The sequence below is a fragment of the Nocardioides lianchengensis genome (assembly GCF_900101465.1).
Taxonomy (GTDB): domain Bacteria; phylum Actinomycetota; class Actinomycetes; order Propionibacteriales; family Nocardioidaceae; genus Nocardioides; species Nocardioides lianchengensis.
The window spans coordinates 239,399-260,004 of record NZ_FMZM01000007.1; the positions used below are offsets into that span (position 1 = coordinate 239,399).

The window sequence follows — 20,606 nt, forward strand, 5'->3', positions numbered from 1 at the left end:
GGCGATGGTGCGCACCAAGCTGCTCGGCGTCGCCTTCCTCGCCCTGGTCGTGCTGGCGGTCTACCTCACCTACGGCGTGTTCACGCAGAAGTTCACCGACTACGACCGGGTCACCCTGGAGACCTCGAAGATCGGCCTGCAGCTGCCGCGCCGCGCGGACGTCAAGGTCCGCGGCGTGATCGTCGGCGAGGTGCTCGACGTGCGCTCCGACACCGACGGGGCCGAGATCGAGCTCGGCATCTTCCCGGACAAGCGCGACATCATCCCCGCCGGAGTCACCGGCTCGATCGTGCCCAAGACCCTCTTCGGCGAGAAGTACGTCTCGCTGGTCGTCCCCGACGAGGCCACCGAGGGCTCGCTCCGGGCGGGCGCGACCATCCGTCGTACCCAGCTGCCGACGGAGGTGGAGGACGTCCTCTCCGACCTCTACCCGCTGCTGCGCACCGTCCAGCCCGCCGACCTCAACCTCACGCTGACCGCCCTGGCGACCGCGCTGGAGGGTCGGGGCGACCGGCTCGGCGACAACCTCGAGACCGTCGACAGCTACCTCAAGCGGCTCAACCCGCAGATCCCCGCCCTGGTCGAGGACCTCCGGCTCACCGCCCAGGTCGCCGACGTGTACGACGAGATCCTGCCCGAGGTGGGCGAGATCCTGGAGGACACCATCACCACCACCAGCACGCTGGAGGAGCGCGAGAAGGACCTGAACGGGCTGTTCACCGACGTCACCGCCTTCTCCGGCACCGCCCGCGGGTTCCTCTCGGACAACGAGGCCAACCTGATCCGCCTCGGCGAGGTGAGCGAGCCGTTCGTCGGCCTGCTGGCCAAGTACGCCCCGGAGTACCCCTGCCTCCTCAAGGGCATCGTCGGCGCCGGCGAGCTGCAGGCCGAGGCGTTCCGCGACTACACCCTCCACATCGTGCTGGAGACGCTGCCGAACCAGCCGCGCGCCTACGGCCCCCAGGACAAGCCGCGCTTCGGCGAGGACCGCGGGCCGACCTGCCTGCACCTGCCCAAGCCCAACTCCAGCCAGGAGAACCCCCTGCGTCGTCAGCCGAACATGAACGACGGCGTCGACGAGCCGACCGGCAAGGGCACCTCCCGGGTCGCGACCGGCTACGGCCAGCGCGACGCGCACGCCGGCACCACGGCCGAGGCCGACCTGCTCCGCTCCCTGGTCGCCGACGGGACCGGCCAGCAGGCCGGCGACGTCAGCGACCTCGGGGTGCTGCTGGTCGGCCCGATGGCCCGGGGCGCGGAGGTGTCGCTGCGATGAGCGTCCTCGACAAGCGCACCGCCGGCGACCTGGCCAAGCTCCTGGTCTTCATCGTCGTCACGACCCTGGCCACCGGGGTCCTGGTCATCACCATCGGCAACCTGACCTTCGGCGCCTCCCGCGAGTACCGCGCCGAGTTCGTCGACGCCACCGGCGTCGTCAAGGGCGACGACGTCCGGATCGCCGGCGTCAAGGTCGGCACGGTCAAGGACATCGAGATCCGCGACCGGACCCGGGCCCTGGTCACCTTCAGCGTGGCCGAGGGGTCCGCGGTCCGAGAGTCGACGACCGCGTCGATCCGCTACCGCAACCTCGTCGGGCAGCGCTACATCTCGCTGGCCGAGGGGGTCGGCGACACGGAGCCGCTCGACGAGGGGGACACCATCCCGGTGGGGCGGACCAAGCCGGCGCTCGACCTGACGGTCCTGTTCAACGGCTTCAAGCCGCTCTTCCAGGCGCTGTCGCCGTCCGACATCAACCAGCTCTCCTACGAGATCGTCCAGGTGTTCCAGGGCGAGGGCGGCACGCTGGAGAGCCTGCTCGGCCACACCGCCTCGGTCACCAGCACCCTCGCCGATCGCGACGAGGTGATCTCGTCGCTGATCACCAACCTCAACGACGTGCTCGACCACCTCGGCGACCGCGACGACCAGCTGTCCCAGCTGATCGTCAACTTCAAGACGCTGGTCGGCGGGCTGAAGGACGACCGCGAGGCGATCCTCTCCTCGCTCGACCAGATCTCCCTGCTCTCCGAGCAGACCGCCGACCTCGTGACCGGCATCAAGGAGCCGTTCGTCGACGACGTGAAGCAGCTGCGCCGCCTGGCCACCAACATCGACGACAACAAGGGCGAGCTCGACCGGGCCCTGCAGGTGCTCCCGATCAAGCTGGAGAAGGTCGGCCGCACCGCCATCTACGGCTCCTGGTTCAACTTCTACCTCTGCCACTTCGAGGGCAAGGTCAAGCTGCCGGCCGGCATCGAGGTGCCGCTCGACGACGCCTTCAAGACCGGCGGCAAGAGGTGTGATCTCGGATGATGGTTCCCTTCCGCGAGCGCAACCCCGTGATCATCGGCGCGGTCAGCCTGGCCGTGCTGCTCGGCCTGCTGCTGGCCGCCTTCCGGGCCCAGGACCTGCCGCTGATCGGCGGCGGCGACACCTACACCGCCGCCTTCGCCGAGTCCGGAGGCCTCAAGGCCAACGACGAGGTCCGGATCGCCGGCGTCCGGGTCGGCAAGGTCGAGTCCGTCGAGCTCGACGGCGACCACGTCCAGGTGACCTTCAAGGTCAAGACCGACTCCGGCTTCGGCGCCGACACCCGGGCGGCGATCCGGGTCAAGACCCTGCTCGGCGCCATGTACCTCGCCCTGGAGCCGGCCGGCTCGGGCCAGCTCGCCGAGGACAGCGAGATCCCGGTCGAGCGGACCAGCTCGCCGTACGACGTCGTCGAGGCCTTCGAGGGGCTCGCGACGACGTCGGAGGAGATCGACACCGACCAGCTGGCCGACTCGCTCTCCACGCTCGCCGACCTGACCCGCAACACCCCGGAGGAGTTCCGCGACGCGCTGACCGGCGTCTCCGCCCTCTCGACGAACATCGCCGCGAAGAACGAGCAGATCGGCACCCTGCTGCAGAACCTCACCCGGGTCACCAAGGTCCTCGACGAGCGTGACACCGACATCGTCCAGCTGATGAAGGACTCCGACGTCCTCTTCCGCTCGCTGGTGGCGCGGCGTGATGCCGTGCACCGGCTGCTGGTGTCGACCTCCACGCTGTCGAAGTCGCTCACCGCGCTGGTCCGCGAGTCCCGCGACGACCTGAAGCCCGCCCTCGCCGAGCTGGAGAACGTGCTGCGCGTGCTCAACAAGAACGAGGACAACCTCGACAACAGCCTGCGGCTGATGGCGCCGTTCTACCGCGTCTTCGCCAGCACGCTCGGTGGCGGCCCCTGGTTCGACACCTACATCCAGAACCTGCCGCCGGTGCCCGACCTGGCCAACGGCGGCGGCGTCGGAGGTCTCGGATGAACGCCACCCTGAAGCGGGTCCTCCCGCTGCTCGTCGTCGCGGCCCTGGTGGTGGCGGCCGCGCTGACCATGTTCGGCTCCGATGAGCCCAAGAAGCTCACGGCCCACTTCCCGCGCACCGTCTCGATCTACGAGGGCAGCGACGTCCGGGTCCTCGGCGTCCCGATCGGCAAGGTGGTCAGCGTGACCCCCACCGGCACCGACGTCGCCGTCGAGATGGAGTACGACGCCGAGGTGAAGGTCCCCGCGGACGCGCAGGCGGTCATCGTCGCTCCGTCCATCGTCGGCGACCGGTTCATCCAGCTGACCCCGGTCTACGAGCAGGGCCAGAAGGTGCTCGCGACCTCCGCGACGCTGCCGGTGGAGCGCACGTCCGTGCCGCTCGAGCTCGACCAGATCTACTCCAGCATCGACGACCTCACCGTCGCCCTCGGCCCGAACGGGGCCAACAAGGAGGGGGCGCTCACCGACCTGCTGGAGACGACCGCCAAGAACTTCGGCGGCCAGGGCGCACAGCTCAACCGGACGATCAAGGACTTCGGCAAGCTCAGCGCCACCCTCGACGACAACAAGGACGAGCTGTTCGGATCGGCGCGCCAGCTGGAGGCCTTCATCAGCACGCTGGCCGAGAACGACACGACCGTGCGCCAGTTCAACCAGTCGCTGGCCGGGGTGTCCACGATGCTGGCGGGGGAGCGGGAGGAGCTCTCGGCCTCCCTGGAGAACCTGTCGGTCGCCCTCGGCGAGGTCTCGACCTTCGTGAAGGACAACCGCGAGGTCCTCGGCCGCGACATCGCCGGCCTCAACCGGGTCGCCAAGGTGCTGGTCAAGCAGCGCGGTGCGCTCGACGAGATCCTGAAGGCCGGCCCGCTCGCGCTGAACAACCTGTTCCTGGCCTACAACCCGGAGGCCGGGACGCTCGACACCAACGCCAACATCGGCAACCTCGCCCACGAGATCACCTCGGACCCGAGCGTCGTCGTCTGCAGCATCCTGGCCCAGAACGACCCCACCGGCGCCCTGTGCCAGCTCGTGCAGGGCATCCTCCCGCGGGCGGGGGCGCTCTCCGGTCCGGCGGCCGACCGGTCGACCGTCCTCGACCCGACGCTCGGCGGACTCGTGGAGGCGAAGCGATGAGCCGCCTGCGCAGGGGTACGACGGCGCTGCTCGGCGTACTGCTCGGCTCGGTCGGGCTGGCCGGCTGCGACTTCGACGTCTACCAGCTGCCGCTGCCCGGCGGCACCGACGCCGGAAGCGACGCGATCGAGCTCACCGTGGAGTTCCGCGACGTCCTCGACCTGGTGCCGAAGTCGACGGTGAAGGTCAACGACGTCTCGGTCGGACAGGTCACCGCGGTCGACCTCGACGGCTACACCGCCCGGGTCACCGTCGAGCTCCGGTCCGACACCAAGCTGCCCGAGAACACCACGGCCGAGATCCGCCAGACCAGTCTGCTCGGGGAGAAGTTCGTCTCCCTGAGTGCGCCCGAGACCGGGGCGACAGGCGAGCTGAGCGACGGCGAGACCATCCCGCTCGACCGCACGGGTCGCAACCCGGAGGTCGAGGAGGTGCTCGGTGCCCTGAGCCTGGTGCTCAACGGCGGCGGCATCGCCCAGCTCAAGACCATCGCGAGCGAGCTCAACCAGGCCCTCGAGGGTCGCGAGGGTGCTGCGAAGTCGGTGCTCACCCAGGTCGACACGCTGATGTCGAACCTCGACGACGGCAAGGCCGACATCGTCAACGCCATCGAGTCCCTCGACCGCCTCGCCAAGACCGCCCGCGGTCAGCAGGACACCATCGACGCCGCCCTGGCCGAGCTGCCCACGGCCCTGGAGTCCCTGGACCGCCAGCGCGAGGACCTGGTCACGATGCTGCAGAGCCTCAACCGGCTCGGGGACGTCGGGGTCCGGGTCATCAAGGCGACCAAGGACGCCACCATCTCGACGGTCACCCAGCTGGAGCCGGTGCTCCGTCAGCTGGCCAACTCCGGCGACTCCTTCGTCAAGGCGTTCCACGTCTTCCTGACCTACCCGTTCGTCGACGAGGTCGTCGGCCGCGACCCCCAGGTGGCGCGCAACCTGCACATGGGCGACTACACCAACCTCTCGATCAGCCTGGACCTCGACCTCTCGGGTGGCCTCACCCCGGGCGCGACGCCGACCCTGCTGCCGAGCCCCGCCGACCCCGGGGTGATCGTCGGTCTGGTGACCCGCTGCCTGCAGAGCGGCCGGCTCGACAGCCAGGCCTGCAAGGACGTGCTCAAGAACGTGGAGGCACTGCTGAAGCTGAAGGCCGAGTGCCAGAAGCCGGCCAACCGCGACACGGTGGTCTGCAAGCTGCTCAACCAGGTGCCAGGCCTCCCGTCGCTGCCCGTGCCGGGTCTCGGCGACGTCCTGGGCGACATCACCGGTGAGCTCGGCCTGAGCCGCCCGGCGACCGGCGGGACCACGGCCACTGCCGGGCGAGGGCCGACCCTCGGCCAGCTCGCGGAGGCCTACGACCCGGGTCTGGTCAGCCTGCTCGTCCCGGGGATGGTGAGCCGATGATCACCCGTCGTACCAAGGTCCAGCTGCTGATCTTCGTGGTCATCACGCTCGTCGGCGTCAGCTTCGTCGGCGCCCGCTACGCCCGCCTCGACCGGATCTTCGTCGACGACAGCTACACCGTCGTCGCCCACTTCGCCGACTCCGGCGGCATCTTCGCCGGCGGCGAGGTGTCCTACCGCGGGGTCAAGATCGGCGAGGTCAGCGAGCTGGAGCTCACCGAGGACGGCGTCGACGTCCACCTGTCCATCGACAAGGACCAGGACGAGATCCCGGCCAAGACCCTCGCCGTCGTCGGCAACCGCTCCGCCGTCGGCGAGCAGTACGTCGAGCTGCAGCCGCAGGTCGACGACGGTCCCTACCTCGCCGAGAGCTCCGAGATCGCCCAGGACGACACCCGGATCCCGATCGCCACCGACAAGTTCCTCACCGACCTGTCGACGACCGTGGGGTCTGTGGACCAGGAGGCGCTGCGCACGACCGTCGCCGAGCTCGGTGACGCCTTCGAGGGCACCGGGCCGGACCTGCAGCGCATCATCGACACCGGCAACTCGTTCATCGAGACCGCCAACGACAACTTCGACGTCACCCGGGCGCTGATCCGCGACAGCAACACCGTGCTGCAGGGGCAGGTCGACAGCGCCAGCTCGCTGCGGACCTTCGCCAGTCAGCTGAAGCTGTTCAGCGGCACCCTCGCCGCGTCCGACCCCGACCTGCGTCGCCTCATCGACACCGGGTCGCTCGCGGCCACGGAGCTGCGCACCTTCCTGGAGCAGAACGGCGTCGAGCTCGGCGACCTGATCAACAACCTGGTCACCACCGGCGAGGTCACCGTCAAGAACCTGCCCGGCATCGAGCAGCTGCTGGTGATCTACCCCTACATCGTCGAGGGCGGCTTCACCGTCGTCTCGAAGTCCAGCGACGGCAACTACGACGCCCACTTCGGCCTGGTCCTCACCACTCAGGCCGCGTGCACCGGCGGCTACGAGAGCACCGACAAGCGGATCCCGCAGGACGGCTCCAACCGGCCGATGAACACCAAGGCCGGCTGCACCGAGCCCGCGTCGAAGAGCAACGCCCGCGGCCCCCAGAACCTCGCGCCCCGCGCCCCCGCCGACTACGACGCGCCCGTGGTGGCGTCGTACGACGAGGACAGCGGCGAAGTGACCTGGTTGCCGGGGAGCGGGGCCGACCTGGGCGGCACCGGTAGCGTGGCCCCGCCGTCCCTCGGAGAGGAGTCGTGGAAGTGGCTGTACCTCCAGCCCCTGCAGCGCCAGGAGTGACGAGCAGCCCGCCCGACCCGGACCCCAGCACCACCCCGCGCTCCGCGCGGTTCCGGCTCGCCCTGCTGCTCGTCCTCGTCGTGGTGCTGCTCGGTGCCGCCGGCACCGTCGTCTGGTTGCTCGTCGACGGTCGCGCGAGCGGCGACGACGCCGACGACCTCGGGCCCGAGCGTGACACGGTGATGAGCCAGACCCGGCAGTTCGTGCTGCGCAGCCAGACCTACGGCCCCGACGACCTCGACGCGGACAAGAAGCTCACCGAGCACCGCGAGTCCGTCGAGGAGGTCACCTCGGACAAGTTCGACGCCGCCTACGACGAGTCGCTCCCGTTCCTCGAGCAGGCGGTCGCGGAGCGGGGGGTCGGGCAGACGACGAAGGTCCTCGGCATCGGGGTCCAGTACCTCGACGACGACTCGGCCCGGGTGCTCGTCGGCGGCGAGTCGACGTTCACCCTCGCCGACGACCAGGGCGAGGAGCAGGCGCCCCGGACCCAGACCTTCCGCCAGGTCATCGACCTGGTCAAGGTCGACGGCGACTGGCTGGTCGACGAGGCCAACATCGCCGACCAGGCGTCCGGCCAGCCGTCCGCGTCGACCTCCCCGAGCCCGTCCACCGAGCCGTCGCCGAGCAGCACCGGAGGCGGCCGATGACCCCCACCTGGTACGACGTCCTCGACGTCGAGCCCGACGCCACCGCGGACGAGATCCGCGCGGCCTGGAAGTCGTCGATCGCCGACCTGGACCCGGGCGACCGACGGTTCCGCACCCTCAACCAGGCCGCCGAGGTGCTCCTCGACCCCACCCGGCGGGCGGCGTACGACCGCGACCTGGTTGAGCAGGCCGAGCCGGTCGACGAGCCGGTCAACGAGCCGGTCGACGAGCCGGTCGACGAGCCGGTCGACGAGTCGGATCTCGAAGCGGATCCCGCGCCGGTCGGGTCCGACGAGACGGACCCCGCGCCCGTGTCCCCGTCCACGCGCGCTCCGCGAGTGGTCCCCGCCTGGGTCCTCGCCCCGGTGGCCCTCCTGGCCGCGGCGCTGGTCGTCGCGGCCGTCCTGCTGGCGGGCCAGTCCTCCGACGAGACCGCCGCCGACGACGTCCGGGCCGCGCAGGCGGCGGCCGAGCGGGCCGTCACCCCGGTCCTCTCCTACGACGCGGCGGACCTGGAGGGCTCGCGGTCCGCAGCGGCGTCGTACCTCACCTCGTCGTACGAGAAGGAGCGCGACAAGCTGTTCGACGACGTCATCGACCCCAACGCCCCCAACACCGGGACCAAGGTCGTCACGTCCGTCAACGAGTCCTCCGTGCGCGCGACCGGTGACGGACGGGTCGAGGTCTTCCTCTTCGTCGACCAGGCCACCACGAACAAGGAGCAGCCGGAGCCGCAGATCCTCAGGACCTGGGTCACCATGACGATGGAGAAGGTCGACGACGAGTGGTTGGTCGGCGACATGCGGGTCATCGACTGACTGCTCCCCGGTGCGACACGCGGGGTCCGGTTGGGGAGATCCGCTTGACCTGGGGCCCGGGGCACCGCATGATCGACGCCAAGCTCGTCAGTTCTGGCGCACGCAGAGATTGTGTTGCGCCCTGCCGCGGGGTATCGTAGCGCTTTGCGTCTGCCCTCAAATGCGAGTCTCCTGCCCGGTGGTTGACTTTGTGGTGGGCCTGGACGCGATCCAGTGCGAACTGTCGAAGGACAACTCTTGGCCGCGCGCAGCACCTCCGGACATGCCAACACTCAGGGCAACCGCCGCATCTCGTTCAACAAGATCCAGGACCCGATCGAGGTCCCCCAGCTCCTCTCTCTCCAGACCGACAGCTTCGACTGGCTGGTCGGCAACGAGAAGTGGGACGCCGCCGTCGAGCGGCGCCGCTCCGAGGGTGAGGACGTCTCCAGCAAGTCCGGTCTGCAGGAGATCTTCGAGGAGATCTCCCCGATCGAGGACTTCTCCGAGACGATGTCGCTCTCGTTCGAGAACCCGGTCTTCTACGACCCGAAGTACACCGTGGACGAGTGCAAGGAGAAGGACTTCACCTACTCCGCTCCGCTCTACGTCTCGGCGGAGTTCACCAACAACGACACCGGTGAGATCAAGGGCCAGACGGTCTTCATGGGCGACTTCCCCCTGATGACCCCCAAGGGCACCTTCGTCATCAACGGCACCGAGCGCGTCGTCGTCTCGCAGCTCGTCCGCTCGCCCGGCGTCTACTTCGAGCGCACCGCCGACAAGACGTCCGACAAGGACATCTACACCGCGAAGCTCATCCCCTCGCGTGGCGCCTGGCTCGAGTTCGAGATCGACAAGCGCGACCTGGTCGGCGTGCGCCTCGACCGCAAGCGCAAGCAGAACGTCACCGTGCTGCTCAAGGCCCTCGGCTGGACCAACGAGCAGATCCGCGAGGAGTTCGGCGAGTACGAGTCCGTGATGCTGACCCTCGAGAAGGATCACACGGAGACGCAGAAGGACGCGCTGCTCGACATCTACCGCAAGCTCCGTCCGGGCGAGCCGCCCACGGAGGAGGCCGCGCAGACGCTGCTGAACAACTACTACTTCAACCCCAAGCGCTACGACCTGGCCAAGGTCGGTCGCTACAAGATCAACAAGAAGCTGGGGCTGACCGAGGCGTTCGACCAGCAGACGCTGACCGTCGACGACATCGTCGCCGCGATCAAGTACATCGTCGCGCTGCACGACGGCCGCGAGCAGACCGAGGCGCCCCAGGGCGAGCTCGTCATCGCGCCCGACGACATCGACCACTTCGGCAACCGCCGCATGCGCACCGTGGGCGAGCTGATCCAGAACCAGCTCCGCACCGGCCTGGCGCGCATGGAGCGGGTGGTCCGCGAGCGGATGACGACCCAGGACGTCGAGGCCATCACGCCGCAGTCGCTGATCAACATCCGTCCCGTGGTCGCGGCGCTGAAGGAGTTCTTCGGCACCTCGCAGCTCTCGCAGTTCATGGACCAGACCAACCCGATCGCCGGCCTGACGCACAAGCGTCGCCTGTCCGCGCTCGGCCCCGGTGGTCTGTCCCGTGACCGCGCCGGCATGGAGGTCCGCGACGTCCACCCGTCGCACTACGGCCGCATGTGCCCGATCGAGACGCCGGAAGGCCCGAACATCGGTCTGATCGGCTCGCTGGCCTCCTTCGGTCGGATCAACCCGTTCGGCTTCGTCGAGACGCCGTACCGCAAGGTCGAGGCCGGTCGGGTCACCGACCAGATCGACTACCTCACCGCCGACGACGAGGACCGCTACGTCATCGCGCAAGCCAACGCCGTCATCGACGAGCAGGGCCGGTTCACCGAGGAGCGCGTGCTGGTCCGCCAGCGCGACGGCGAGGTGTCCGAGATCCTGGCCGACGAGGTCGACTACATGGACGTCTCGCCGCGCCAGATGGTGTCGGTCGCGACCGCCCTGATCCCGTTCCTCGAGCACGACGACGCCAACCGCGCGCTCATGGGCGCCAACATGCAGCGTCAGGCCGTGCCGCTCATCCGCAGCGACTCGCCGATCGTCGGCACCGGCATCGAGTTCCGCGCCGCCGTCGACGCCGGTGACGTGGTCGTGGCCGAGAAGGCCGGTGTGGTCAAGGACGTCTCCGCCGACCTGGTCGAGACCATGAACGACGACGGCACGTACTCCACGTACAAGCTGGCCAAGTTCAAGCGCTCCAACCAGGGCACCTGCATCAACCAGCGCCCGCTGGTCAGCGAGGGCGACCGGCTCGAGGTCGGCAGCCCCGTCGCCGACGGTCCGTGCACCGACGACGCGGAGATGGCGCTCGGCACCAACCTGCTCGTGGCGTTCATGCCGTGGCAGGGCCACAACTACGAGGACGCGATCATCCTCAGCCAGCGCCTGGTGCAGGAGGACGTCCTCACCTCGATCCACATCGAGGAGCACGAGGTCGACGCCCGCGACACCAAGCTGGGTCCGGAGGAGATCACCCGGGACATCCCGAACGTCTCCGAAGAGATGCTGGCCGACCTCGACGAGCGGGGCATCATCCGCATCGGCGCCGAGGTCACCACCGGTGACATCCTCGTCGGCAAGGTCACGCCCAAGGGCGAGACCGAGCTGACCCCCGAGGAGCGGCTGCTCCGCGCGATCTTCGGTGAGAAGGCGCGCGAGGTGCGCGACACCTCGATGAAGGTGCCGCACGGTGAGTCCGGCACGGTCATCGGCGTCCGCGTCTTCGACCGCGAGGAGGGCGACGAGCTGCCCCCGGGCGTGAACCAGCTGGTCCGCGTCTACGTCGCGCAGAAGCGCAAGATCTCCGTCGGTGACAAGCTCGCCGGCCGCCACGGCAACAAGGGCGTCATCGCGAAGATCCTGCCGATCGAGGACATGCCGTTCATGGAGGACGGCACCCCGGTCGACGTCGTGCTGAACCCGCTGGGTGTGCCGCGCCGGATGAACATCGGCCAGATCCTCGAGCTCCACCTGGGCTGGCTCGCCAAGCAGGGCTGGGACATCAAGCTGGCCGAGGACGAGTCCGACGCCGAGTGGAAGCAGCGCCTGATCAAGATCCACGCCGACAAGGCCGACCCGAACACCAAGGTCGCGACCCCGGTGTTCGACGGCGCGCGCGAGGACGAGATCACCGGCCTGCTCGGCTCGACGATCCCGAACCGCGACGGCGTGCGGACCGTGAAGTCCAACGGCAAGGCGTCGCTCTTCGACGGCCGCTCCGGCGAGCCGTTCCCCGAGCCCGTGTCGGTCGGCTACATGTACATCCTCAAGCTGCACCACCTCGTGGACGACAAGATCCACGCGCGCAGCACCGGCCCCTACTCGATGATCACGCAGCAGCCCCTGGGCGGTAAGGCCCAGTTCGGCGGCCAGCGGTTCGGCGAGATGGAGGTCTGGGCGATGGAGGCGTACGGCGCCGCCTACGCCCTGCAGGAGCTGCTCACGATCAAGTCCGACGACGTCCCCGGACGCGTCAAGGTCTACGAGGCCATCGTGAAGGGCGAGAACATCCCGGACTCCGGCATCCCGGAGTCGTTCAAGGTGCTCGTCAAGGAGATGCAGTCGCTCTGCCTGAACGTCGAGGTCCTCTCGCAGGACGGTTCGAGCATCGAGCTGCGCGACGCGGAGGAGGACGTCTTCCGCGCCGCCGAGGAGCTCGGCATCGACCTGTCCCGCCGCGAGCCCAGCTCGGTCGAAGAGGTGTGAGTAGCGGGGCCGGCTCCGGTCGGCCCCGCCTCCGCCCCCTACGTCATTTCTTAGAACTACCGAAGGGTTGCAGCCATCGTGCTCGACGTGAACTTCTTCGACCAGCTTCAGATCGGCCTGGCCACCGCGGACGACATCCGCACGTGGAGCCACGGCGAGGTGAAGAAGCCGGAGACCATCAACTACCGCACGCTCAAGCCGGAGCGTGACGGCCTCTTCTGCGAGAAGATCTTCGGTCCCACCCGGGACTGGGAGTGCTACTGCGGCAAGTACAAGCGCGTGCGCTTCAAGGGCATCATCTGCGAGCGCTGCGGCGTCGAGGTGACCCGTTCCAAGGTCCGCCGCGAGCGGATGGGCCACATCGAGCTCGCCGCGCCGGTGACCCACATCTGGTACTTCAAGGGTGTCCCGAGCCGCCTCGGCTACCTGCTCGACCTGGCCCCGAAGGACCTCGAGAAGGTCATCTACTTCGCGGCCTACATGATCACCTCCGTCGACGAGGACGCGCGGCACCGCGACCTGTCCTCGCTCGAGGGCAAGGTCGGCCTGGAGCGCGAGCGCCTCGAGAACCGGATGAACCTCGCCCTGGACGACCGGTCCAAGAAGGAGGAGACGGACCTCGCCGAGCTGGAGGCCGAGGGCGCCAAGGCCGACGCCAAGCGCAAGGTCCGCGACGGCGCGGAGCGTGAGAAGACCCAGATCCGCCGCCGCGGCGAGGCCGAGATCGCTCGCCTCGACGAGGTGTGGAACACCTTCAAGTCCCTCAAGGTCCAGGACCTGATGGGCGACGAGATGCTCTACCGCGAGATGAAGAACTGGTTCGGCAAGTACTTCGAGGGCCACATGGGCGCCACGGCGATCCAGAAGCGCCTCGAGGACTTCGACATCCCCGCCGAGGTCGAGTCGCTGCGCGACACGATCGCCAACGGCAAGGGCCAGAAGAAGGTCCGGGCGCTCAAGCGGCTCAAGGTCGTCGACGCGTTCCGCAAGACCGGCAACAAGCCCCAGGGCATGGTCCTCGACGCCGTCCCGGTCATCCCGCCGGACCTGCGCCCGATGGTGCAGCTCGACGGTGGCCGGTTCGCGACCTCGGACCTCAACGACCTGTACCGCCGCGTGATCAACCGGAACAACCGGCTCAAGCGGCTGCTCGACCTCGGCGCGCCCGAGATCATCGTCAACAACGAGAAGCGGATGCTGCAGGAGGCCGTCGACTCGCTGTTCGACAACGGCCGCCGCGGTCGTCCCGTCACCGGCCCGGGCAACCGGCCGCTGAAGTCGCTGTCCGACATGCTCAAGGGCAAGCAGGGTCGCTTCCGGCAGAACCTGCTCGGCAAGCGCGTCGACTACTCGGGCCGTTCGGTCATCGTCTCCGGCCCCCAGCTGAAGCTGCACCAGTGCGGTCTGCCCAAGCAGATGGCGCTGGAGCTCTTCAAGCCGTTCGTGATGAAGCGCCTCGTCGACCTGTCGCACGCGCAGAACATCAAGTCCGCCAAGCGGATGGTCGAGCGGGCGCGCCCGGTCGTGTGGGACGTCCTCGAAGAGGTCATCACCGAGCACCCCGTGCTGCTCAACCGTGCGCCCACCCTGCACCGCCTCGGCATCCAGGCCTTCGAGCCGCAGCTGATCGAGGGCAAGGCCATCCAGATCCACCCGCTCGTCTGCTCGGCGTTCAACGCCGACTTCGACGGTGACCAGATGGCGGTGCACCTGCCGCTGTCCGCCGAGGCCCAGGCCGAGGCGCGGATCCTGATGCTGTCGACCAACAACATCCTCAAGCCGTCGGACGGCCGTCCGGTGACCATGCCGACCCAGGACATGATCATCGGCCTGTTCTTCCTGACCACCGACCGGCCGAACCAGCCGGGCGAGGGTCGCGCGTTCGCGTCGCAGGCCGAGGCGATCATGGCCTTCGACCGCGGCGAGATCTCGATGCAGTCCCCGATCAAGATCCGCTTCGACGACATCGTGCCCCCGCTGGAGGCCGAGGTCGCCGACTGGGAGCAGGGTCGCTCGCTGATCCTGGACACCACGCTGGGCCGCTCGATCTTCAACGACACCCTGCCGGCCGACTACCCCTTCGTGAACTACGAAGTGGGCAAGAAGGCCCTGGGCGCGATCGTCAACGACCTGGCCGAGCGCTACACCAAGGTCGAGGTCGCGGCGTCGCTGGACGCCCTGAAGGACACCGGCTTCCACTGGGCCACCCGCTCGGGCGTCACGGTCTCGATCGACGACGTGACCACCCCCGCCAACAAGATCGAGATCCTCTCGGCCTACGAGGCGCAGGCGGCCAAGGTCCAGAAGCAGTTCGAGCGCGGTCTGGTCACCGACGAGGAGCGCCGTCAGGAGCTCATCGAGATCTGGACCCAGGCGTCGAACGACGTGGCCAAGGCCATGGAGGGCAACTTCGACCGGGCGAACCCGATCTACATGATGGTCGACTCGGGTGCCTCCGGAAACATGATGCAGATCCGTCAGGTGGCGGCCATGCGTGGTCTGGTGGCCAACCCGAAGGGCGACATCATCCCGCGGCCGATCAAGGCCAACTTCCGTGAGGGTCTGTCCGTCCTCGAGTACTTCATCTCCACGCACGGTGCCCGCAAGGGTCTCGCCGACACCGCCCTGCGCACGGCCGACTCGGGCTACCTGACCCGTCGTCTGGTCGACGTGTCGCAGGACGTCATCATCCGCGAGGACGACTGCGGCACCGAGCGCGGTCTGCCCAAGCGGATCGGCGAGCGTCGCGAGGACGGCTCGGTCGTCAAGCACGAGAACGCCGAGACCGCGGCGTACGCCCGGTCGGCGGCCGTCGAGGTCACCCACCCCGAGACCGGCGAGACGCTGGTCGAGGCGGGCGGCGACCTCGGTGACGTCAAGATCGGCGAGCTGGTCGCGGCCGGGATCGAGGAGGTCAAGGTCCGCTCGGTGCTGACCTGCGACGCCCGCACCGGCACCTGCGCCAAGTGCTACGGCCGCTCGCTGGCCACCGGCAAGCTCGTCGACATCGGCGAGGCCGTCGGCATCATCGCGGCCCAGTCGATCGGTGAGCCCGGCACGCAGCTGACCATGCGTACCTTCCACACCGGTGGTGTGGCCTCCGCGGACGACATCACGCAGGGTCTGCCCCGCGTGGTCGAGCTCTTCGAGGCCCGCTCGCCCAAGGGCCGTACGCCGATCTCCGAGGCCGCCGGCCGCGTGGAGATCGACGAGACCGACAAGGCCCGCAAGGTCCTGGTCACGCCCGACGACGGCTCCGAGGTCCAGGAGTACCCGGTCTCGAAGCGCTCGCGCCTCAACGTCGCCGACGGTGAGCACATCGAGGTCGGTCACCACCTGACGTCCGGTACGCCGGACCCGCAGGACGTCCTCCGCATCCTCGGCGTGCGCCGGGCCCAGGAGCACCTGGTGGACGAGGTCCAGCAGGTCTACCGCTCGCAGGGCGTGTCGATCCACGACAAGCACATCGAGATCATCGTGCGGCAGATGCTGCGCCGGGTCACGGTGATCGAGTCCGGTGAGACCAACCTGCTGCCGTCCGACCTGGTCGACCGGGTGCTGTTCGAGGAGGAGAACCGCCGCGTGGTCTCCGAGGGCGGCAAGCCGGCCTCGGGTCGCCCGGTCCTCATGGGCATCACCAAGGCATCGCTGGCGACCGAGTCGTGGCTGTCGGCCGCCTCCTTCCAGGAGACGACCCGCGTCCTCACCGACGCTGCCATCCACGGCCGCTCGGACTCGCTGCGCGGTCTGAAGGAGAACGTGATCATCGGCAAGCTGATCCCGGCGGGCACCGGCCTCGAGCGGTACCGCAACATCCGGGTGGAGCCCACCGAGGAGGCCCGCGCCGCGGCGTACTCCGTCACTGGCTACGACTCCTACGACTACGAGTTCGGCAACGCCGCGAGTGGTCAGGCCGTAGCCCTGGACGACTTCGACTTTGGGTCGTACCAGTCCTGAACGAAGTGAAGGTCTGGTAGAGCACGACCCAGATCGAGTAGACAACGCCCGCCCTCGCTTGCGAGGGCGGGCGTTGTCGTATCGAAATCCATCCAGATCTCGCAAGCACCAGACCCGAAACGGCCGGATACGGCTCAGGGCAGCAGCACCGTCACCCGCGTTCCCGGCCGAGTGGGCTCGATGCTGAAGGTGCCCCCGAGCTCGGCGGCCCGCTCCTGCATCGAGCGCAGGCCGATGCCCGGCCGGGTGCCGGTGCTGACCCCGGCGCCGTCGTCCTCGACGACCAGGCGGGCGCCGTCCGGATCCAGGGCGAGAGCGACCCGGCAGCGGGTGGCACCGGCGTGCCGGTAGGCGTTCAGGAGGGCCTCGGCGGCGACGTGGTAGAGCGCGATCTGGCGCCGGCTGTCGATCCGGTCGGCGTCGGCGGCCTGCACGGTCACCGCGAACCGGCCCTGGTCGAAGCGCTCGACCAGCTGGCCGAGCGCCTCGGCCAGCCGGCCGTCCTCCAGGGGTGGCGGGAGCAGGTGCCGCGACATCTGGCGGATGTCCTCGGAGCGCTGGGCGAGCTCGGCCTGGAGCTCGGTGATCATCGCGGCCGGGCCCGGCTCGAGGCCGGCGGAGCGGCTGATCGCGGCGAGGGCCAGTGACGTGCCGGCCAGCGAGGGACCGAGACTGTCGTGCAGCTCGCGGCGCAGCAGCCGCCGCTCCTCCTGGCGTACGTCGACCAGCCGCGTGCGCGCGGACTCCAGCTCGGTGTTGACCAGGGCCAGGTCGAGCGCGACGGCCACCAGCGCCGCCAGCTGCTCGACCAGCTCCAGGGTCCGCAGGTCCAGCCGTTCGCCGAGCGGGGCCTCCAGGACCAGCCGGCCGACATCCTGACCCCGGCTGCGCAGCGGTACCTCGACCGGAACCGACAGGCTGGCCGGACCGGCCCCGACGCGGAGGGTGCCGGTGACGTCCTCGACCACGACGGCCCGCAGGCGCAGGCCCCGGCGCAGGCCGTCGACCAGGCCCTCGAGGATCGACATCTCGCCGTGCCCGCGCTCGATGTCGGCGCCGAGCCGGTCCAGCAGCCGGCCGGCGTCCGCGCTGGAGCCGAAGACCAGCCGGTCGACCCGGGTCTGGAGCCAGGTGCGCAGCGGCATCACCGCGAGGGCCAGCCCGGCGACTGCGACCAGTCCGGCGGACTCGCGACTCCAGGGCAGGTAGCGGCCGCCGAGCCAGACCAGCACCAGGTAGGCGCCGACGACCAGGATGGTGAGCAGCGCGCCGACCAGCGCGCGGGACACCGCCAGGTCGACCCGGTACGACGGCTCGCGCAGGACCAGCACGAACACCGCGGCGGGCAGCGCCACCATGGCCGCGGACAGCAGGGAGGCGCCGACCGCGACCGCCGGACCGTCGGAGGCGAGCCCGGCCTCGAAGGCCAGGTACGACAGCGACAGGCCGAGCAGGCTGGCCATCACCCAGCGCAGGGCCCGGCGCTCGGACGACGCGGCCCGGCGGGCCCGCAGCGCGAGGTGCAGGGCGCCCACCAGGCCGGCCAGCACGTAGACCGGGACGATCCAGTCGTCGTACCGGGCTGCGATGTCGGAGACCCTCCCGGTCACGAGCGGGAGATCGGGGGCGCCGTCGAGCTGGACCAGGTAGCGGCTCACCCCGGCCCCGAGCGCCAGCACGGCGCCGGCCACGGCCGCGGAGAGCCGCAGCCCGGTGGGCGGGTCGCGCTCGACCAGCCACGGCAGGACCAGGAGGCCGGACAGGGTGCCGGCGACCCAGCCGGCGACCACCAGCTGGGAGAGCACGGCGTAGGCCGGCGGGTCGGGGTGGGCGACGCCGAGGACGGCGTACTGGATGGCGAAGCTGGTCAGCGCGAAGCCGGTTCCGACGCCCAGCAGCGCCCACCCGATGACGTGGCCGCGGGCGACGACCAGGGCCCCGAGCGCGCTGTAGAGCAGGGCGAGGAGGACGTCGGAGACGAAGAACTCGCGGTGCACCTCGAACGGCGGGTCCGGCGTACCGACGTTGGCCAGGGCCAGCACGACCGCGGCCACGGAGACGGCGGTGGAGAGTCCGCCGAGGACCACCGCGCCGCCGCGCACCACGCCGGGGGAGCGGGCAGCGGCGGGCACGGTCCATCATCCTGCCGCAGGAGTCCCGGTGGTGAGGGCCGGATGACCCGAACGACCGGGCCGGTGGGAGAATCAAGGGGTGAGCACTCCCGCGAGGACCGACGTCCTGGTCGTCGGCGCCGGCCCCGCCGGATCCGCGGCCGCGGCCTGGGCGGCCCGCGGTGGCGCCGACGTCGTCCTCGCCGACGCGGCGGTCTTCCCGCGCGACAAGACCTGCGGTGACGGACTGACCCCGCGCGCCATCGGCGAGCTGCAGCGCCTCGGCCTCGAGGACTGGCTGCGGGCCCACACGGTCAACCAGGGTCTGCGGGCGCACGGCTTCGGCCAGACCCTGCTGCTGCCCTGGCCGGGCGGCACCCTGCCCGACTGGGGCTCGGCGGTCGCCCGCACCGAGCTCGACGACCACCTGCGCACCACCGCGCTGAAGTCCGGTGCCACCGGGATCGACGGGGCCCGGGCGGTCGACGTACGACGTGACGGCGAGCGGGTCGCCGCCGTCGTGTTCAAGGACGGCGCCGAGACCTACGAGATCGCCTGCGACACCCTCGTGGTGGCCGACGGTGTCCGCTCCCCGCTCGGCAAGGTGCTGGGCCGCGAGTGGCACCGCGACACCGTGTACGGCGTGGCGGGTCGCTCCTACGTGACGTCCGGGATGAGCGACGACCCGTGGATCAGCTCGCACCTCGAGCTGCGCGGCCAGGACGGCGACATCCTCAGCGGCTACGGCTGGATCTTCCCGCTCGGGACCGGCGAGGTGAACCTCGGCGTCGGCACTCTCGCGACCGCCAAGCGGCCCACCGACATCGCCGTCCGGCCGCTGATGGCCCACTACGCCGAGCAGCGGCGCAGCGAGTTCCAGCTGGGCGACGACCTGCGCGCGCCGACCTCGGCGCTGCTGCCCATGGGCGGCGCGGTCTCCCACGTCGCCGGCGCCAACTGGGCGCTGATCGGCGACGCGGCGGGCTGCGTGAACCCGCTCAACGGCGAAGGCATCGACTACGGCCTGGAGACCGGCCGGCTGGTCGCCGAGCTGATCGCGGACGGGGCCGCGCTCGACCGGGCCTGGCCCGCGCTGCTGAGCGAGCACTACGGCGAGTCGTTCTCGATCGCCCGCCGGCTCGCCGGCCTGGTGACCGTTCCGCGGCTGCTGCCGGCGCTCGGTCCCGTGGGCATGCGCTCGGACTGGCTGATGACCCTGGCCCTGCGCTGGATGGGCAACCTGGTGACCGACGAGGACCGCGACCGGGCGGCCCGGGTCTGGCGCTGGGCCGGTCGCCGCTCGATCGCCCGCGACCACCGACCGCCGTTCTCCTGATGCGCTCGCTGCCACGCGAGCGGCGGCTCGCGGCGTACGCCGTCGTGCTGCGGGACGACCGGATCCTGCTGAGCCGGCTCGCCCCGCGGGTCAGCGAGAGCGAGGTCTGGACGCTGCCCGGCGGCGGGGTCGAGCACGGTGAGGACCCGCGCGACGCCGTGGTCCGCGAGCTGCACGAGGAGACCGGGCTCGACGTCCGGGTGGGGGAGGAGATCCGGGTCGACTCCTTCCACCAGGGCTCGGCCTGGCGCGAGGGCCGGCGGGTCGACGTGCACTCCGTGCGCCTGGTCTACGAGGGCTGGGTGCCGCGTGACGCCCCGGCCCCGCGGGTCGTCGAGGTCGACGGCTCGACGGTCGACGCCGCCTGGCACCCGGTCTCCGCGGTGCTGGACGGCACGCTGCCGACCGTACCGCTGGTCCGCCAGGCGCTGCACCGCCATGAGCCGTTCCGGCTGCAGCGGCTGGCGGCGTACGCCGTGGTCCTGCGCGGCGACGACGTGCTGCTGACCCGGATCTCCGCCCGGGGCTTCCACTCCGGCCGCTGGACGCTCCCCGGCGGCGGCGTCGACCACGGCGAGGCGCCCCGCGACGCGCTGGTCCGCGAGGTCGGCGAGGAGTGCGGCGTCGCGTGCACGGTCGGCGAGGTGCTGGACGTCCACGACGAGCACTTCGAGGGGACGGCGCCCTCTGGGCGGCACGAGGACTTTCACGCGGTCCACCTGGTCTTCGCCGCCACGGTCCCCGTGGACGCCGAGCCCCGGGTCACCGAGGCCGACGGCACCACCGACGCGGTCGCCTGGGTGCCGGTCGCCGACGTCTCGTCGGGCGCGGTCGACGCGCTCGACGTGGTGCGGGCCGGGCTCGCGGCCGCGGCGCGCCGTACCGCCTGA

13 protein-coding genes are annotated in these 20,606 nt (G+C 70.1%); 12 read left to right on the forward strand and 1 reads right to left on the reverse strand.

From position 1 onward, the window contains the following. Positions 1–4: 4 nt before the first annotated feature. The 10 genes from BLT76_RS14415 (at position 5) to BLT76_RS14460 (ending at position 16,269) form a co-directional block, all read left to right on the forward strand. Complete coding sequence (locus BLT76_RS14415) at positions 5–1,276, forward strand: MCE family protein (RefSeq protein WP_090857248.1); 1,272 nt, start codon at positions 5–7, stop codon at positions 1,274–1,276. Further along, positions 1,273–2,313, forward strand: coding sequence for an MCE family protein (locus tag BLT76_RS14420; protein ID WP_090857251.1), 1,041 nt, complete (start codon positions 1,273–1,275; stop codon positions 2,311–2,313). The genes BLT76_RS14415 and BLT76_RS14420 overlap by 4 nt, the downstream gene beginning before the upstream one ends. After that, positions 2,310–3,302: an MCE family protein gene (locus tag BLT76_RS14425; RefSeq protein ID WP_306457652.1), complete on the forward strand. Its 993-nt coding sequence runs from the start codon at positions 2,310–2,312 to the stop codon at positions 3,300–3,302. The genes BLT76_RS14420 and BLT76_RS14425 overlap by 4 nt, the downstream gene beginning before the upstream one ends. Further along, the gene (locus tag BLT76_RS14430) at positions 3,299–4,438 is read left to right on the forward strand and encodes an MCE family protein (protein WP_090857255.1); all 1,140 of its coding nucleotides are present in this window, start codon (positions 3,299–3,301) and stop codon (positions 4,436–4,438) included. Before BLT76_RS14425 ends, BLT76_RS14430 begins: the two co-directional genes overlap by 4 nt. Continuing rightward, complete coding sequence (locus BLT76_RS14435; protein ID WP_090857258.1) at positions 4,435–5,847, forward strand: MCE family protein; 1,413 nt, start codon at positions 4,435–4,437, stop codon at positions 5,845–5,847. The genes BLT76_RS14430 and BLT76_RS14435 overlap by 4 nt, the downstream gene beginning before the upstream one ends. Then, a complete protein-coding gene (locus BLT76_RS14440; RefSeq protein WP_090857261.1) occupies positions 5,844–7,127 on the forward strand; it encodes an MCE family protein in 1,284 nt (427 codons plus the stop codon). The genes BLT76_RS14435 and BLT76_RS14440 overlap by 4 nt, the downstream gene beginning before the upstream one ends. Continuing rightward, the gene (locus BLT76_RS14445) at positions 7,124–7,777 is read left to right on the forward strand and encodes a hypothetical protein (protein WP_090857264.1); all 654 of its coding nucleotides are present in this window, start codon (positions 7,124–7,126) and stop codon (positions 7,775–7,777) included. The genes BLT76_RS14440 and BLT76_RS14445 overlap by 4 nt, the downstream gene beginning before the upstream one ends. After that, entirely contained in the window at positions 7,774–8,595 is an 822-nt protein-coding gene (locus BLT76_RS14450; protein ID WP_090857267.1) for a J domain-containing protein, read from the forward strand. Before BLT76_RS14445 ends, BLT76_RS14450 begins: the two co-directional genes overlap by 4 nt. 237 nt (positions 8,596–8,832) lie before the next feature. Then, positions 8,833–12,312 carry a DNA-directed RNA polymerase subunit beta gene (rpoB, locus tag BLT76_RS14455; RefSeq protein WP_090857269.1) on the forward strand — a complete coding sequence of 1,160 codons (3,480 nt, stop codon included), beginning with the start codon at positions 8,833–8,835 and terminating at the stop codon, positions 12,310–12,312. A gap of 78 nt (positions 12,313–12,390) precedes the next feature. Further along, positions 12,391–16,269, forward strand: coding sequence for a DNA-directed RNA polymerase subunit beta' (locus tag BLT76_RS14460; RefSeq protein ID WP_090857271.1), 3,879 nt, complete (start codon positions 12,391–12,393; stop codon positions 16,267–16,269). A 134-nt stretch (positions 16,270–16,403) separates the two neighbouring features. Here BLT76_RS14460 and BLT76_RS14465 read toward each other — a convergent pair whose 3' ends face one another. Then, the gene (locus tag BLT76_RS14465; RefSeq protein ID WP_090857275.1) at positions 16,404–18,401 is read right to left on the reverse strand and encodes a sensor histidine kinase; all 1,998 of its coding nucleotides are present in this window, start codon (positions 18,399–18,401) and stop codon (positions 16,404–16,406) included. A gap of 79 nt (positions 18,402–18,480) precedes the next feature. On the opposite strand from BLT76_RS14465, the gene BLT76_RS14470 reads away from it, so the two are divergent. Both BLT76_RS14470 and BLT76_RS14475 read left to right on the forward strand, forming a co-directional pair. Beyond that, on the forward strand, positions 18,481–19,716 hold the full coding sequence (locus BLT76_RS14470) for a geranylgeranyl reductase family protein (protein WP_090857278.1): 1,236 nt from the start codon (positions 18,481–18,483) through the stop codon (positions 19,714–19,716). Beyond that, the gene (locus BLT76_RS14475; RefSeq protein WP_090857281.1) at positions 19,716–20,606 is read left to right on the forward strand and encodes an NUDIX hydrolase; all 891 of its coding nucleotides are present in this window, start codon (positions 19,716–19,718) and stop codon (positions 20,604–20,606) included. Before BLT76_RS14470 ends, BLT76_RS14475 begins: the two co-directional genes overlap by 1 nt.

Bases quoted from the DNA above. Each gene is read 5' to 3' on its own strand.
- BLT76_RS14415 (WP_090857248.1), top strand. From the start codon at position 5: ATGGTGCGCACCAAGCTGCTCGGCGTCGCCTTCCTCGCCCTGGTCGTG.
- BLT76_RS14420 (WP_090857251.1), top strand. From the start codon at position 1,273: ATGAGCGTCCTCGACAAGCGCACCGCCGGCGACCTGGCCAAGCTCCTG.
- BLT76_RS14425 (WP_306457652.1), top strand. From the start codon at position 2,310: ATGATGGTTCCCTTCCGCGAGCGCAACCCCGTGATCATCGGCGCGGTC.
- BLT76_RS14430 (WP_090857255.1), top strand. From the start codon at position 3,299: ATGAACGCCACCCTGAAGCGGGTCCTCCCGCTGCTCGTCGTCGCGGCC.
- BLT76_RS14435 (WP_090857258.1), top strand. From the start codon at position 4,435: ATGAGCCGCCTGCGCAGGGGTACGACGGCGCTGCTCGGCGTACTGCTC.
- BLT76_RS14440 (WP_090857261.1), top strand. From the start codon at position 5,844: ATGATCACCCGTCGTACCAAGGTCCAGCTGCTGATCTTCGTGGTCATC.
- BLT76_RS14450 (WP_090857267.1), top strand. From the start codon at position 7,774: ATGACCCCCACCTGGTACGACGTCCTCGACGTCGAGCCCGACGCCACC.
- BLT76_RS14475 (WP_090857281.1), top strand. From the start codon at position 19,716: ATGCGCTCGCTGCCACGCGAGCGGCGGCTCGCGGCGTACGCCGTCGTG.